This is a genomic window from Ereboglobus sp. PH5-5 (assembly GCF_029504805.1).
Classification (GTDB): domain Bacteria; phylum Verrucomicrobiota; class Verrucomicrobiia; order Opitutales; family Opitutaceae; genus Ereboglobus.
Genome location: NZ_JAQFIT010000010.1, coordinates 32,262 through 47,105 on the forward strand (window position 1 = coordinate 32,262; position 14,844 = coordinate 47,105).

Genomic DNA, 14,844 nt, shown 5'->3' on the forward strand with positions numbered 1-14,844 from the left:
CCGCGCGTGGCGGACGGTTTTATGTGAGCAATATAAAGGCAAGTGTCGCGAGCGCTGCCAAGCCTGCGATTGCGTTTGCGATGAGCGCGCGCGGAGCGGCGCATGTTGTTGCCAGCCAGAGGCAGATCGACGCGACTAGCGCGGCAACAAGCGCGCCGGTGTTCGCCTGCAGCCAAAAAAGCGCGCCCAGAAAACCGAGCCCGAGTCCCGTGCGAACGCGGACGAAACGGAAGAATCGCGCGCCAAACACGCCGCAGCACAACGCCATCAAAAGGTCGAGCGCGCCGAGCCAGAAGCATGGATATTGCAGGAGGGCGTTCGCATTGAGCGTGTCCACGCTTTTGAGCATGGGGAGCAACAGCGCGAGCGCGCTGCCCGCGAGGAGAACGACGGTGAGTTTCGCCGCGAGCGGAGACGAAGCCGCGGGAAGTGCCGGATTTTTCGCGGTGTTTTTGGGCAGCAACGCGGCCAGTTCGGGCACCTCGAACAGCGATATCCACTGGTCGGTGTTGGCGTCGAAGTGGAGCGTGCTCGAATTAAGCCCGCCCGATTCGGCGAGCTGGGAAAGTTGTTCAATCGTGAACGGTCCGCGCGCGTCGGTGTCGGATGGCTGGCGGATGTAATACTCGTGCTGGGAAGGAGGCATTCTTTGTGGCGCAGACCGCCAAGTCTGCTCGTGGTTCGGAAAGGAAGGGAAATCGGCAAAAATGCAGGCTTGGCAGTTTGTGCTACATGCGCTTGAGCGTGCGCACGCCGAGGAGGTTCAGGCCGGTGTTGAGCGTGAGCTGGGTGCGCGCGCAAAGAAGCAGGCGGCGGGCGCGAACCGGCGTGTCGTCAACGAGCACTTTGTCCGCGTTGTTGAACGCGCTGTAATCGCCCGCGAGCTCGTAGAGATAGAGCGCGAGGAAATGCGGGCGGAGCGTGTCGGTGGCGAGGCGAAGCGCGTCGGGAAACTTCACGAGTTTGCGCGCAAGGGCGAGCTCGGTGGGGGTCTCAAGCGGCGCGGCCTCCTTTTCGATTGCGGCCAGGGCTTCCGGCTCGATGCCGGCCTTGCGGAAAATGCTGTGGATGCGCGCGATCGCGTAGAGAAGATACGGCGCGGTGTTGCCGTCGAGGGAGAGCATTTTGTCCCACGAAAAGAGGTAGTCGCTGGAGCGGTTTTGCGAGAGATCGGCGTATTGCACGGCGCCGATGCCGACGTAGTGCGCAATGGCGCGGCATTCCTCGTCGGTGAATTGCTCGGCCTTGGGGCGGCTCGCGTTTTTCTCGCTCACGATGGCGTGGGCGCGTTCCTCGGCCTCGCCAAGGAGATCCTTCAACTTGATCGTGTCGCCGTCGCGGGTTTTGAGCGGCTTGTTGTTTTCGCCGAGCACGGCGCCGAATGTGACGTGGGCGAACCGGGGCATGCGGCGTCCGGTTTTGGCGAACCATTTTTCGGCGGTGAGCGCGAGCTGCTCGAAGTGGTCGGACTGGCGGAAGTCGGTGAGGATCACGATGCCGTCGGCGTGGAAATGCTCGACGCGGTAGAGCATCGTGGCGAGGTCGGTGGTGGCGTAGTTCGACGCGCCGTCGCTTTTGCGGATGATGAATGGCTGTTTCGCGAAGCGCGGGTGCTCGGGATGGAAAACGACGAGCGCACCCTGGCTCTCCTCGGCGAGTCCGAGTTTTTGGAGCTCGTCGAGCACGGGTTGGAGTTTGTCGTTGTAGAAACTTTCGCCGAGGTAGTGGTCGAACTTGATGGCGAGCTGCTTGTAGATTTCGTCGAAGGCTTTTTTGCTGACCTCGGAAAACAGTTTCCAGAGTTCGAGGCTGTCGTAGTCGCCGCGCTGGAGTTTCACGAGTTCCTGGCGCGCCTCCTCGAGTTCGGGCGAGCCGTCGGGCGTGGCTTCGTTGCCGAGTTTGTAGAGGCGCTCGAGCTCGGAGATCGGATCGCGCGCGAGGGCGTCCTTGTCGAGCCAGCGCTTGTAACCGTAGATGAGTTTTCCGAACTGCGTGCCCCAGTCGCCGAGGTGGTTGTCGCGGATTACTTTTGCGCCGCTAAACTCAAGCAGCCGGCAAATCGCCTCGCCGATCACGGCCGAGCGCAGATGGCCGACGTGCATTTGCTTGGCGGTGTTGGGCGAGGAATAATCGACGACCCATGTCTGCCCCGCGTAGGCGGACGAGGCGCCGGCCGAAAGTTTTTGGATGGAGTCGTAAGTGTTGAGCCAGTCGGCGAGCGCGGCGGGCTTGAGCGTGAAGTTGATGAATCCGGGGCCGGCGATGGCGGTGTCGAAGCGGGCTTTGGTTTCGCCGGGGAGCGCGGCGATGATTTTTTCGGCGAGTGCGCGCGGGTTTTGTTTGTTGCGTTTTGCGAAGGCGAGGACGCCGTTGGCCTGAAAGTCGCCGTGGCGCGGATCGGCGGTGCGGACATCGGGCGCGAAGTCGCCCGCGTCGATGCCTGAGGCGGCGACGGCGGTTTTCATGGCGGCGTCGATATCCGCCGCGATATTGAACGAAACGTGCATGCGTTTAAAAGACGGGCAGGAAGGGCGGGGCGGCAACTAGAAAAATCCGCGGAAATCCCCACGGTAATAAAATCCCCAAACCCAACCCGCCGGGATTTTCCCTACTTGGCATTTTTCGATTTCTTCGGGGCCTTTGGATTCGTTTTATTCCTTGGCGCGGGTTTCACGTCGGTGCCGGAGATGACGTATTCCACAACCTCGGCCTCGCCAAGCGTGACCTTGCCCTTTTTGAGCTTGTTGCGCAGTTCGACCGGGTAGCCGTCCGCGCCAAACGAGCTTGCGCCGACTTCCAACATTCGCGGTATCGCTTCGGCGAGCGGCGCCGAGCCGCGGCCCGTGTTGTAAATGCTCAGGCGCGTGCGCCACAGCATTGTCTGGCGGCGGGGCTTGCCGGCTTTCAGCGCCGCATAGTCGTATGCGCCGAAAAGAATGAAGTAACGTCCTTCGCTCAAGTCCGGCAGGTTGTGTTTGCGGTTAAAGCTGTGGGGGCGCAGGTCCATTTTGTTCGTGCTGACGATGCCCAGCATCTCCGCCGTGTGGCGTTGAGTCGTGGCGGTTCCCCCCTCTTCGCCCAACTCCGTTTCGTCGGCGTTGATGCTGCCCCAACTGTAAACAATGAGCAGCGACGGCTCCGGATGGTCCTTGTCGATTTCGAGGTAGTGCTGCGATGCGAGCGCCTTCTTCACGTGCGGCGCGACCTCCTCCTCCCTCGGAATTTTTTCGCCCGCGTAAACCGCGCCCAGCTCCATCGGTCCCGCCGAGTGTATGATGCAATGGCGGGGTTTTTCCGCGGTCGGCGGCACAAAGTTTTTCCCCTCGGCGGTGCGGTCCGGCGCCACGAGCACATCAATGTCGCCCTTTGCCGCGCGCAGTGTCCCCTCCGGCAAACCCAGGGTCGCAATCGCCGCCAGCCCGATTGTGATTTTGGTGAAAACCCCGCAACGCCGCCGAACGAAGGAAGGGGACGCGTTCATGTGGGTTGTTGCGGAGATTGAGAGCGTATTGTTCCGGAGGCGGGTGGATTGCGCTCCGCTTATTCCCGTTCGTTTAGCGACACTTCGCCGCCGAGCAGGCGCAGGGTCGCAAAATCCGCAGCCTTGCCGGTGAACTCAAGCCGGGCCTTTTCCTTCGCCATCGCGGGAATCGTGACGTTCGTCGGCGCGCGCTGCACACGGGCGACATAACCGGACTTGTCGAGAAGCATGACTTGGTCGGATGCCGCGAGTCCGCTCACACGGATTGGCGCGTCCGTTTCGTTTGCCAGGCCGAGTGTCACGATCACCGCGCCCCGCGTCTCGTCGTCCTCCACGCTCAGAATCTCGAAGCTCACCTTGCCTTGCATTTCGGCAAAGGTCGTTGCCACGCTCGCACCGTCCACGCCCGTGGTTTGTTTGCGTCCCTCGTCAATGCCCTCGGAGATGCCGGAGAAAACGCCCTTGGCTGTTTCGACGGTTTTTTTCGTCACCGTGCCAACGACCTTCTTTGTCGAGTTCCCGCTCGGACAGCCGGTCAGCGCCAGTATCGCAAATCCCGCGGTCAGGCCCGCAAAACACTTGTTGAGTAGTGGTTTTTTCATGGCGTGTTCTTTGCCCGCTTCGTCCTTGCCAAGGAAGGAAAAAATGCGCGGATGAAAAATACGCGGCATTTTCCACGCCCAAGAAATCGTAAAACTGATCTGAACTTGCAGCAATTGCGCTTATTATTGCGCCAAACGGCGTTGGACAATTTGACTAACCGCGCGGGCCGGTGTCATTTGCAATCGTCCGAAACCGCCATGCCTGAAAACTCCGCCGCCGCCAGCTCATCCGCGCCCCCCGTCATACTTCTCATCGACGATGATTCCGAGGTGCGTTATTCCCTCTCCCGCGTGCTTTCCTCGCGCAACTACAACATCGTCGAGGCCGCCAGCGGCGAGCAGGGTGTCGACATCGTCAAAAAATCCCCGCCCGCCCTTGTCTTTCTCGATGTGCGCATGGGGGGCATGAGCGGCATCGAGGCGCTCCAGCACATCCGCTCCGTAAATCCGCGGCAAATGGTCATTCTCATGACCGCCTTCGGCACCGCGCAAACCGCCATCGAGGCCATGAAATACGGCGCGTTTGATTACATCATGAAGCCCTTCGATCCGCAGAAGGTGCTCGCGCTTGCCGAAAACGCGCTCAAGGCCCGCGCCGACACCCGCGCCGCGAGCGATTACAAACCCGCCATCACCAGCGACGATTTTAAGGAGGGCATCGTCGGCGGCTCGCAACCCATGCGGGACGTGTTCAAGCTCATCGGGCAAGTCACCGCCAGCGACGTCACCGTGATGATCACCGGCGAAAGCGGCACCGGCAAGGAACTCGTCGCGCGCTCCATTTGGAAGCACAGCCGCCGCGCCCCAAAGCCCTTCATCGCCGTCAATTGCGCCGCGATTCCCGACAACCTCATCGAGAGCGAACTCTTCGGCCATGAAAAAGGCTCCTTCACCGGCGCGACCAACCAGCGCATCGGCAAGTTCGAGCTCTGCGACGGCGGCACGATCTTTCTCGACGAAATCGGCGACATGGCCCCGGCCACGCAGGCGAAAATCCTTCGCGTGCTCCAGCAGGGCGAAATCCAGCGCGTCGGCGGCGGCGAAACCATCAAGGTCGACGTTCGCATCCTCGCCGCCACGAACAAGGACATCGATGCCATGATCCGCGAAAAAACATTTCGCGATGATCTCTACCACCGCCTCAACGTCGTGCGCATACGCATTCCCGCGCTTCGCGCCCGTCCGGACGACATTCCGCCACTCGTCGATTTTTGCGTGCAAAACCTCGCCCGCCAAAAAAAGACCCGCGCGCGCAAGGTTTCCCCCGAGGCGATGTCCGTGCTCACCCGCCATCGCTGGCCGGGCAATGTGCGCGAACTCGAAAACACAATCTATCGCAGCGCCGTCATCGCCCAGGGCGACACAATCCTCCTGAAAGACCTGCCGCAGGAAGTGCGCGACGCCGTGGGAGAAGTGCGGGATGAAACACACTCCGGCGCTCCTGCGTCCGAACCCGCGACAACAGCGGCGTCCTCAACAAACAAATCCGAGCCCTCGCTCACAACCGGGCGCGCTCTCGATTTCCTGCGCGAAACCCTTTCCGAATCCGGCGAGCCCATTCTCGCGCGGTTGGAACGCGAAATGATAATTCGCGTGTTCAAGGCCGAAAACGGAAACACTGCGCGCGCGTCCGAAAAACTTGGCATCACGCGCGCCACTTTGCGCAAACGGCTCGATGAATACGGGCTGAAACCGTAGCGCTGTCGCGGACAGCCGGCCTGCGTCACATGACCGTCCCGGCGCGTTTTACGCCGGAGGCGACGCACGCGGGGACGGCGATGCCGTCGCGAACATTGCCGGCGACGACCAGGCCGGGGTGCGCCCGCTCAAATTCGTCGATCAATGACAGGTATTTTTCATGGCCGACGTTGTATTGCGGAATCGCGCGCTGGTGCGTGGTGAGTTTCTGGAAGACGGGCGCGCCCTGAATGCCGAGCAGTTTTCCAAGCGGCGGGCTCACAAGGTCGACAAGCTGTTGCTCGCCCAAGCTTGCGAGTCCCGGCTGGCGCGTGCCGCCGATCATCACGGTGAGCGCCGCGTGCCCCGGCGGGGTGCGCCCTGCGAAGAGGCTGCTGCTGAACAGCACGCCGAGGAACGGCAGCTTCTCGACTTCCGGCACGAGCGCGCCAAATCCGTCGAGCGGATGCGCGATTTGCTCGCGCTTGTAGCCAAGGAAAAGCGAGGCGAGCGGCGGCGAGGCGATTTCGCCGAGCCCGGCGAGCGGTGCAAAGAATTCGCCGGGGCGCGCGGCATCGGGCGCGATTTGCAACGGGGCGAGCGCGTGGGGCGGGATGGCGAGCAGCACCTTGGAGAATGTTTCCGTTTGCGCGGCGCCGTCGCGCATCCAGCGGACGAGCCAGCGCGGTTCGGACGCGCCACTGCTTTCACAGCGCGAGATTGATTCGATGCGCGCGCCGGTTTCGAGGGCCGAGTTTGGCAGTTGCGCGGCGAGCGCGTCGGGCAATTCCTGCAGGCCGTTTTGGAACGAAAGCATTTCGGCCTTCGGGATGCCGGCCTTGCGGCGGGCGCGCATCTGGGCGATTTGTCCGCGGACGATCGAGCCGTGCGAGCGCTCCGCGTCCCAAATGAAGGGCATGGCGTGGCGCGCGGAGAGTTTTTCCGGATCGCCCGCGTAGATGCCCGCGACCATGGGGTTGAGCGCGTAATCGATAAATTCGTCCCCGTAGTGCTCGCGCGCGAGTTCGGAGAGCGGGAGATCCTCCGTGCGGTTTCGCGGGCGCGAAAAGAAAAAGTCGCGCGCGATGCGCCATTTTAGGTTGAACGAAACAATCCTCGTGGTGGCCGCGCCGAACGCCGATGTGGGCAGCGCCATGAGTTTTCCGTTGCGCACGATGAAGCGTTTTTTTGCGAGCGGGTCGGGGCGCAGGCGGCTTTGGGCGAGCCCGGGGAGGTCGAGGTAGCGCTTGAACTCGTTTGTCTTGTCCAGCACGGTGTTGGGGCCGGTTTCGATGAGCCAGCCCTCCGGCGTGCGTTCGCTGCGGATGGAGCCGCCGAGCTGCCCCGACGCCTCGAAAAGGCGGACGCGGCGGTTTTCACTGGCGAGATGGTGGGCGGCGGCGAGTCCCGTGATGCCTCCGCCCACGACGGCGATGGACTGGTTGCTCATTTTGCGTGGAGGGGTAATGCACGGGACGCTTTGGGGGGCGCGCAACAAAAAAACATATTTCCGCTTTACACCCGCCGCATTGTCCGGTCACCTTTCACCCTTTTCGACTAATCATGCAACCTACATTCCGTCCACATCGCAAGAAGCGCGCCCGCCAGATCGGTTTCCGCGCGCGCAAGGCCACCAAGGGTGGCCGCAAAGTCCTCGCCAATCGCCGCCGCGTCGGCCGCAAACGCCTGACCGTGGTTTGATTCCGTCGCGTCCCGCATCTCGATATCCAACGCGACTTAACTTGCCGGCATCATGCGTTTCCGCCCCGAACAACATGTGCGGCGGCAACGCGACTTCCGCAGTTTGCGGGAAAAAGGCCGCCGCTTCGAATGCGGCGGCTTTGCGTTTTGGCATTACAAACGTCCGGACGCCGACGCTTCCGAAACCGCGCCGCCGGTTGTTCGCGTCGGAGTGGTCGCGTCCTACGCGGCGGTTGGAAATGCCGTTGCCCGCGCGCGCGCCAAGCGCCGGCTGCGCGAGGTTTTCCGCCAAAACCAGCAACTCGTTCCGCCCGGACACGACATCCTGCTCGTCGCCCGCCGCTCGCTTAACAAAACGGATTTTTCAGTGATCGGGCAAAAATTTGCCGACGCCTGCCGCAGGGCTTTTCAGAAACAACCAACCGAAACCAAACCGTGAACAAAACCATGCAATCGAACAAAGAACGCTTGCGCACGGAGCGGCGGTCTCCAGGCCGCCGGACGAGGCAAGGCCTCGCACGGCTTGAGGGTCAAGGACTGGAGATGTCGATGGTTTCGGAATCGGATGGCGGGGTGCGTCGCGCCCCGTCCGGCGGCCTGGAGATCGCCGCTCCTTTGTTTTTGATCGCCGTTTACCAGCGCGTCATTTCGCCCGCGCTGCACGTGGTTGCGGGCCCCGCGTTTGGGTGCCGGTTTCATCCCACTTGCTCGTGTTATGCCGCCGAGGCGCTCCGCGCGCACGGTTTGCTGCGCGGACTCGCGCTGGCGGCGTGGCGGCTGTTGCGTTGCTCGCCGTTGAGCGCGGGCGGTCTTGACCCGGTGCCTCCACCCGCGCCGCGCCGCCGGCCCCGTTGCGAACGCGTCGCCTGAATTTTTCTCACAAAACCAAACACTCTCTCCCAAAAAACGTTCGTATAATGGATAAAAAAAACCTCCTCATCGGCATAGTGCTGCTGATCGCCGCATTCGGGCTCATGCAATACACGGGCTCGCGCAACACACCGCGCCAGCAACCGTTGCCGCCCGCGCAGCAACCCGCGCCCGCCGGCGCGCCCGGTTCCGCCGTGCCGCCCTCCGCGCCCGGCGTGCAGAGCAACGCGACCTTCGCCCCGGTCGCCTCCGCCTACGACGACGCGCGCTACGTGACGCTCTCGAACGACTACATCCAGGCGCGCTTCACCAACTTCGGCGGCGCGATTGAGGACATTGCCTTCAAAAAATACGCCGACGAAAAAAGCAGCGACGAGCCCTTCGTTTTCAACGGCAGCCACGCCGACCCGATCTTCGCGTTCACAACCGACGCGTTCACGTCGAAAAAACTCGACCGCCATGTGTCCTACGAACTCGTTTCGCAATCGGCCACCGAGGTTGTTTACCGCACGGTTTTTGAAAACCGCATCGAGGTGCTGCGTCGCTACGCAATCGTGCCCTCCGGCGCGCCCGAGGCCGCGGGCGATCCCTACATCATCCGCCACGAGCTCACGCTCCGCAACCTCACCGGTGAGGCCGTGCCCATGCCGGCGTTTTCCTTCAACATCGGCACGGCGTCGCCCGTCAACGAGCGCGACAACGGCATGTATTTGACCAGTGGATACAACAACGGCGAGAAATCGAAGTTCATCGAGCGCTCCAAGCTCGCCGGCGGCAGCGGCTTTCTCGGCTTCGGGGCCAGCGCCCCGGTCCCCTACGTCAGCTCGCCGGAGCAGATTGTCTGGGCCTCCGTGAGCAACCAGTTCTTCACCGGCCTGCTCACGCCCGACCAGCCCGGACGCGGCATGATCACGCGCCGCATCGAGCTGCCGCCGCTCCGCGGCATGACCACGCCCGCCGTCGGCCTCACCGTGAGCGCGGCGTTCGACGTGCCCGCGCTCGCGCCCAACGCCGAGACCACGCTCGGCTTCAACTATTACGGCGGCCCGAAGGAATACACCCGCATCCGCTCGTTCTCCAAAGTCTCCAAGAAAAACGAGGACGAGGTGCTGCAATTCAGCAGCGGCTTTTACCGGACGATCATGCTCAGCGGCTTTTTCTCGCCGATCATGAACCGGCTCATGGTTTTCATGCACAGCTTTGTCGGCCAGTGGGGCATCGCCATCATCATGATGACGCTGATGCTCAAGTTCGTGACGCTGCCCTTCACGCTCTCCGCGTCGCGCTCCGCCAAGCGCATGCAAAAAGTGCAGCCCGAGATGCAGGCCATCCGCGAGAAATTCAAGGACAACCCGCAAAAGCTCAACCAGGCCACGATGGAGCTCTTCAAGAAGCACCGGGTGAATCCGCTCGGCGGCTGCCTGCCGATCTTCATCACGATGCCGCTCTTTGTCGCGTTCTTCTTCATGCTTCAAAGCACCGCCGAACTCCGCTTCCAGAGCTTCCTGTGGGCGAGCGACCTTTCCGCGCCCGACACCATCGCGCGCCTTCCCTGGCTGAATTTTCCGATCAACATCATGCCGATCCTCATGGGCGCCACGATGATGATCCAGATGCGCCTCACGCCTTCTCCCAGCGTGGACAACATGCAGGTCAAGATAATGAAGTTCATGCCGCTCATGTTCATTGTCTTCTTCTACAACTTCTCCTGCGCGCTCGCGCTCTACTCGACGCTCAACGGCCTGTTCACCATCTGCCAGCAACTCGTCGTCAACCGCATGAAGGACAAGGAACCCGCCCCCGCGCCCGCAGCCGCGCCCGCGGCGAAGGGCAAGCGCCCGATGAAAAACGTGACGCCCCCGAAGAAAAAATAAACACGGGCTTCACATTCACCCGATAACATTTCATCATTCGAGAATCACCACTCACCCTAATCTAATATTCCCCCGCCATGGCAGGACACAGTAAATGGGCCAAACTCAAGCACTTCAAGGGCGCGATTGACGCCAAACGAGGCAAAATCTTTTCCCGCATCTCGCGCGATCTGACGCTTGCCGCCAAAGCCGGCGGCGGCGACCCCGACGCAAACCCCCGCCTGCGCACCATCCTCCTGAAGGCGCGCGACGCCAACATGCCCAATGACAACATCGACCGCGCCATCAAGAAAGGCACGGGCGAGCTCCCCGGTGTTTCCTACGAGGACGCCACCTACGAAGGCTACGGCCCCGGCGGCGTGGCGATGATCGTCAAGGTGACCACGGACAACAAGAACCGCGCCGCGGCCGATGTGCGCAGCGTGTTTTCCCGATACGGCGGCAACCTCGCCGGGGCGGGCGCGGTGGCGTTCAACTTCACCCACGCCGGCCAGTTCCTGATCGCGAAGGACAAGACAACCGAGGACCAGCTCATGGAAGTGGCGCTCGACGCCGGCGCGGACGACATCATCACGACCGAGGAAGGCCACGAAGTGCGCTGTCCGATCCCCGCGTTCGACAAAGTTTCGCAAGCGTTGGAGCAGGCGGGCATCAAGCCCGACTCCGCCGAAATCGCCTACATACCGAACAACACGGTGGCGATCGACGCGGCGGTCGCCGAGTCGCTGCAAAAGCTGCACGACGCCCTCGACGACATCGACGACGTGCAAAGCGTGTTTTCGAACGAGGAGTAAGCGCGCTGCCGCCCCCTTGCGCCGGGCGGAAAATCCGCGCATGCGCGCCGGGCGAAATCCCATTGCGCGGCGCTGTTGTTTGCGTTTTTTCAATTGGCCGTGGAAATGCCTCCAAAAGTCAATGTGCTCGGCGTGGGCGTCAGCGCCATGAACCTGCGCGTCGCCACCACGCTGCTGCTTGATGCCGCGCGCGCGGGGCGGGGCGGGTATGTGTGTGTGACGGGCGTGCACGGGGTTTCGGAGGCGCAACGGGACGCCGGATTTAAACGCATCCTCAACGACGCGTTCTTGAACACGACCGACGGCATGCCGCTGGTCTGGCTGGCAAAATGGCGCGCGGGCGGGGACATCGGTCGCGTCTACGGGCCCGACCTGATGCTTGCGCTTTGCGAGGCGGGCGTGGAGGACGGGCTGACGCATTTTTTCTACGGAGGCGGCGAGGGCACGGCCGGGTTGCTGGCGGAAAAACTCGGCGCGCGTTTCCCGGGATTGAAAGTCGCGGGTGTCAAGACGCCGCCGTTTCGCGAGCTCGACCCGTCGGAGCTCGCCGTGCTGGCCGCGCGTGTGAACATGCTCAAGCCGCGCTTTTTTTGGGTCGGGCTGGGCGCGCCGAAGCAGGAAAAATTCATGGCGCAATTCGCCCCGCGCATCGCCGCGTCGGGCACGGTGTTGCTTGGCGTGGGCGCGGCGTTTGACTTTTTGTCGGGCCGCGCGCGGCAGGCTCCGCGCTGGATGCGGCGTTGCGGGCTGGAATGGTTTTTCCGGCTGTGCATGGAGCCGCGCCGGCTTTGGCGGCGCTACTTGATAAACAATCCGCTGTTCGTGCTCAGGGTGGCGCTCCAGTTGCTCGGGCTGAAAAGATATCCGCTTGAGGAAACGCAGCGCAAAGGGTAAGCAATTCCGCATATGAAAAAGATACTCGTCTGCGGAGCCGGGGGATTTATCGGCGGGCATTTGGTCAAGGCCTTGCTCGACTTGGGGCACAAGGTCGGGGCCGTGGACAAAAAGCCCGTCGAGGCGTGGTGCCAGCTTCATGATGCCGCGGAGTCGCGGACCCTGGACTTGCAGTTGCGCGACGCCTGCGCCGAGGCGGTGCGCGGATACGACGAGGTGTATAATCTGGCCGCGGACATGGGCGGCATGGGGTTCATCGAAAACAACAAGGCGCTGTGCATGTTGAGCGTCTTAATCAACACACACCTGCTCGTGGCCGCGCGCGATTGCGGCGCGGGACGTTTTTTCTTCTCGTCGTCCGCCTGTGTTTACAATGCCGACAAGCAAAAGAGCGCGGACGTGACGCCGCTGACGGAGGCCGACGCATATCCGGCGATGCCGGAGGACGGTTACGGATGGGAGAAACTTTTCAGCGAGCGCATGTGCCGCCACTTCGACGAGGATTTCGGCGTGGTCGCCCGCGTGGCGCGTTATCACAATGTTTACGGGCCGCACGGCACCTATGACGGTGGCCGCGAGAAGGCTCCCGCCGCGATTTGCCGCAAGGTGATCGAGGCGGTGCGCACCGGCAGGCATGAAATCGAAATCTGGGGCGACGGCAGCCAGACGCGCAGTTTCACCTACATCGACGATTGCATAAAAGGCACGCTGTTGCTCATGGGTGGCGATTGCGCCGAGCCGCTCAACATCGGAAGCTCGGAGCTCGTGTCGATAAACGGCCTTGTCGGCATCGTTGAGGAAATCGCGGGCGTGAAGCTCGCGCGAAAATACAACCCCGGCGCGCCCAAGGGCGTGAACGGGCGCAACAGCGACAACACGCGCATCAAGTCGCTGTTCGGCTGGGAACCGTCGACGCGCCTGCGCGACGGCATGGAGCAAACTTACCGCTGGATTTACGACGAAATGATGCGCGCCGGGCGCGAGGGCAAAGCGTCGCGCGTGAATCTCCATTAACCGCGGGATTGCCGCCGCCCCGTGGCGCGCGCAACTCGCGCAACTCCCCGGTCGCTTTCCATTCTTGCATCCTTCGCGGACGAAGGACTTTATTTTTGCGTTTTTCCGGATCACTTTTATTTATGAAAAAGACAGCCAAACGCTCATCCGCCACCGCGACAAAAACCGCCCCGCGTGAAATGAACGGCGCCGATTGCGTCGTCGAATGCCTGCTGCGCGAAAAGGCCGAGGTCGTCTTCGCGTATCCCGGCGGCGCGGCGCTCGAGCTGCACCAGGCGTTCGCGCGCAACAAAAAGCTGCGAGTCATCCTGCCCCGCCACGAGCAGGGCGGCGCGTTTGCGGCGGGTGGCTACGCGCGCGCGTCCGGCAAGGTCGGCGTGTGCATGGCCACCAGCGGCCCCGGCGCCACCAACCTCGTCTCCGGCATCGCCGACGCGTTCATGGACTCAATCCCGCTCGTCGCCATCACTGGGCAGGTTTTTTCAAAATACATCGGCAAGAGCGCGTTTCAGGAAACCGACTTTTTCGGCATGACACTGCCGATCGTGAAACACTCCTACCTCGTGCTCGATGTCGCTGACCTGCCGCGCATCTTCAAGGAGGCGTTTGAGCTCGCGCGCAGCGGCCGGCCCGGCCCCGTGGTCATCGACATTCCGAAGGACGTGCAACAGGCGCGCTTCGTGCCGCGTTTCCCGGAAGCGGTTTCGTTCCGCAATCCGTTTGTCGGGTTGAGGCACACCGCGAGCGACGCGCAGTTGAAACAAATCGCCGGACTCGTTTCGGCCTCGAAAAAACCGATGCTCTATGTCGGCGGCGGCGTCATCTCGTCCGGCGCGCACAAGGAGCTGCTCGCGTTTGCCGAGCGCGCGCAAATACCGGTCGCGACCACGCTCATGGGCCTCGGCGCGTTCCCCGAGACGCATCCGCTCTCGGCGCGCTGGTTCGGCATGCACGGCTCGGCCTATGGCAACTGGGCCGTCGACCAGTGCGACCTGCTCATCAGCCTCGGCGCGCGTTTCGACGACCGCATCACGGGCGACACGGACAGATTTGCTCCGCGCGCCAAGATCATCCACATCGACATCGACGCCTCCGAGCACAATAAAAACAAGCGCGTTGACTACCCGGTTTGCGCCGACGTCAAGGATGCGCTCACGCGCCTGAACAAGCTCATGTCCGCGCGCTCGTTTGCCGCGCCCGACACGGCGGCGTGGATTGCGCAAATCCGCGAATGGCGCAAGGAGCATCCGTTCAGTTATCCGGACAGCCCGCACATTTTGCCTCAGGAGGCGGTGGCCTCGCTCTACGAACTGAGCAAGGGCGACGCGATCATCGCGACCGGCGTCGGACAGCACCAGATGTGGGCCGCGCAATTTTACTCGTTCGAAAAACCGCGCCGCTACATCAGCTCGCTCGGTCTCGGCGCGATGGGTTACGGCCTGCCCGCGGCGATTGGCGCCAAAGTTGCGTGTCCGGACAGGCAGGTCATCGACATCGACGGCGACGGCTCGACCACGATGAACATTCAGGAACTCGCCACCGCGGCCATTGAAAAAATCAACATCAAGGTGATGGTCCTGAACAACCAGCACCTTGGCATGGTGACACAGTGGGAGGACCGTTTTTATCAAAGCGTCCGCGGACAGACGATTCTTGGCGACGTGAACAATATCGGCAGCCCGACAAACATCGGCGGCCTGTATCCGAACTTCACACAGATCGCGGAAGGCTTCGGCGTGAAGGCGCGCCGCGTGATCAAGAAGAGCGAGCTGCGCGATGCGATCCGGGAAATGCTCGACCATGACGGCCCGTATTTGCTCGACGTGATCGTGCCGCACAGCGAGCACGTTTTGCCGATGATCCCCGCCGGAAAATCGGTGAAGGAAATGATCATGAAGTAAGCGCTCGACCTCGCGTGCGCGAAAGACTCTTTGCCC

The 14,844-nt window shown here is 62.3% G+C and carries 14 protein-coding genes; 9 read left to right on the plus strand and 5 right to left on the minus strand.

What is annotated here, in order from left to right; translation table 11 throughout:
* Window positions 1-19 precede the first annotated feature (19 nt).
* From M2103_RS07850 to M2103_RS07865, 4 genes are all read right to left on the minus strand, one after another.
* Window positions 20-646: a DUF4339 domain-containing protein gene (locus tag M2103_RS07850; RefSeq protein ID WP_277509799.1), complete on the minus strand. Its 627-nt coding sequence runs from the start codon at window positions 644-646 to the stop codon at window positions 20-22.
* 82 nt (window positions 647-728) lie between these two features.
* On the minus strand, window positions 729-2,507 hold the full coding sequence (gene argS, locus M2103_RS07855; RefSeq protein ID WP_277509800.1) for an arginine--tRNA ligase: 1,779 nt from the start codon (window positions 2,505-2,507) through the stop codon (window positions 729-731).
* Between the two features lie 101 nt (window positions 2,508-2,608).
* Window positions 2,609-3,481 carry a hypothetical protein gene (locus M2103_RS07860; RefSeq protein ID WP_277509802.1) on the minus strand — a complete coding sequence of 291 codons (873 nt, stop codon included), beginning with the start codon at window positions 3,479-3,481 and terminating at the stop codon, window positions 2,609-2,611.
* Between the two features lie 59 nt (window positions 3,482-3,540).
* Complete coding sequence (locus tag M2103_RS07865; protein ID WP_277509803.1) at window positions 3,541-4,083, minus strand: hypothetical protein; 543 nt, start codon at window positions 4,081-4,083, stop codon at window positions 3,541-3,543.
* Window positions 4,084-4,281: 198 nt separating this feature from the next.
* On the opposite strand from M2103_RS07865, the gene M2103_RS07870 reads away from it, so the two are divergent.
* Entirely contained in the window at window positions 4,282-5,781 is a 1,500-nt protein-coding gene (locus M2103_RS07870; protein ID WP_277509805.1) for a sigma-54 dependent transcriptional regulator, read from the plus strand.
* A 25-nt stretch (window positions 5,782-5,806) separates the two neighbouring features.
* On the opposite strand, the gene hemG is transcribed toward M2103_RS07870, so the two are convergent.
* Window positions 5,807-7,210: a protoporphyrinogen oxidase gene (hemG, locus tag M2103_RS07875; RefSeq protein WP_277509806.1), complete on the minus strand. Its 1,404-nt coding sequence runs from the start codon at window positions 7,208-7,210 to the stop codon at window positions 5,807-5,809.
* A 113-nt stretch (window positions 7,211-7,323) separates the two neighbouring features.
* Between hemG and rpmH the strand changes: the two genes are divergently transcribed.
* The 8 genes from rpmH to ilvB all read left to right on the plus strand — a co-directional run bounded on the left by rpmH (window position 7,324) and on the right by ilvB (window position 14,808).
* Window positions 7,324-7,461 (plus strand): 50S ribosomal protein L34, encoded by a 138-nt coding sequence (gene rpmH / locus M2103_RS07880; RefSeq protein WP_277509807.1) that lies wholly within the window; start codon window positions 7,324-7,326, stop codon window positions 7,459-7,461.
* Between the two features lie 52 nt (window positions 7,462-7,513).
* Entirely contained in the window at window positions 7,514-7,900 is a 387-nt protein-coding gene (gene rnpA, locus M2103_RS07885; protein WP_277509809.1) for a ribonuclease P protein component, read from the plus strand.
* Between the two features lie 110 nt (window positions 7,901-8,010).
* Window positions 8,011-8,331 (plus strand): membrane protein insertion efficiency factor YidD, encoded by a 321-nt coding sequence (yidD, locus tag M2103_RS07890; RefSeq protein WP_345783549.1) that lies wholly within the window; start codon window positions 8,011-8,013, stop codon window positions 8,329-8,331.
* 47 nt (window positions 8,332-8,378) lie between these two features.
* Window positions 8,379-10,205, plus strand: a complete 1,827-nt coding sequence (locus tag M2103_RS07895) for a YidC/Oxa1 family insertase periplasmic-domain containing protein (protein ID WP_277509811.1) — start codon at window positions 8,379-8,381, stop codon at window positions 10,203-10,205.
* A gap of 77 nt (window positions 10,206-10,282) precedes the next feature.
* Window positions 10,283-10,999 (plus strand): YebC/PmpR family DNA-binding transcriptional regulator, encoded by a 717-nt coding sequence (locus M2103_RS07900; RefSeq protein WP_277509812.1) that lies wholly within the window; start codon window positions 10,283-10,285, stop codon window positions 10,997-10,999.
* Window positions 11,000-11,104: 105 nt separating this feature from the next.
* Window positions 11,105-11,893 (plus strand): WecB/TagA/CpsF family glycosyltransferase, encoded by a 789-nt coding sequence (locus M2103_RS07905; RefSeq protein ID WP_277509813.1) that lies wholly within the window; start codon window positions 11,105-11,107, stop codon window positions 11,891-11,893.
* Between the two features lie 12 nt (window positions 11,894-11,905).
* Window positions 11,906-12,907: an NAD-dependent epimerase/dehydratase family protein gene (locus M2103_RS07910; protein WP_277509814.1), complete on the plus strand. Its 1,002-nt coding sequence runs from the start codon at window positions 11,906-11,908 to the stop codon at window positions 12,905-12,907.
* Between the two features lie 122 nt (window positions 12,908-13,029).
* Window positions 13,030-14,808 carry a biosynthetic-type acetolactate synthase large subunit gene (gene ilvB / locus M2103_RS07915; RefSeq protein WP_277509815.1) on the plus strand — a complete coding sequence of 593 codons (1,779 nt, stop codon included), beginning with the start codon at window positions 13,030-13,032 and terminating at the stop codon, window positions 14,806-14,808.
* Window positions 14,809-14,844 lie beyond the last annotated feature (36 nt).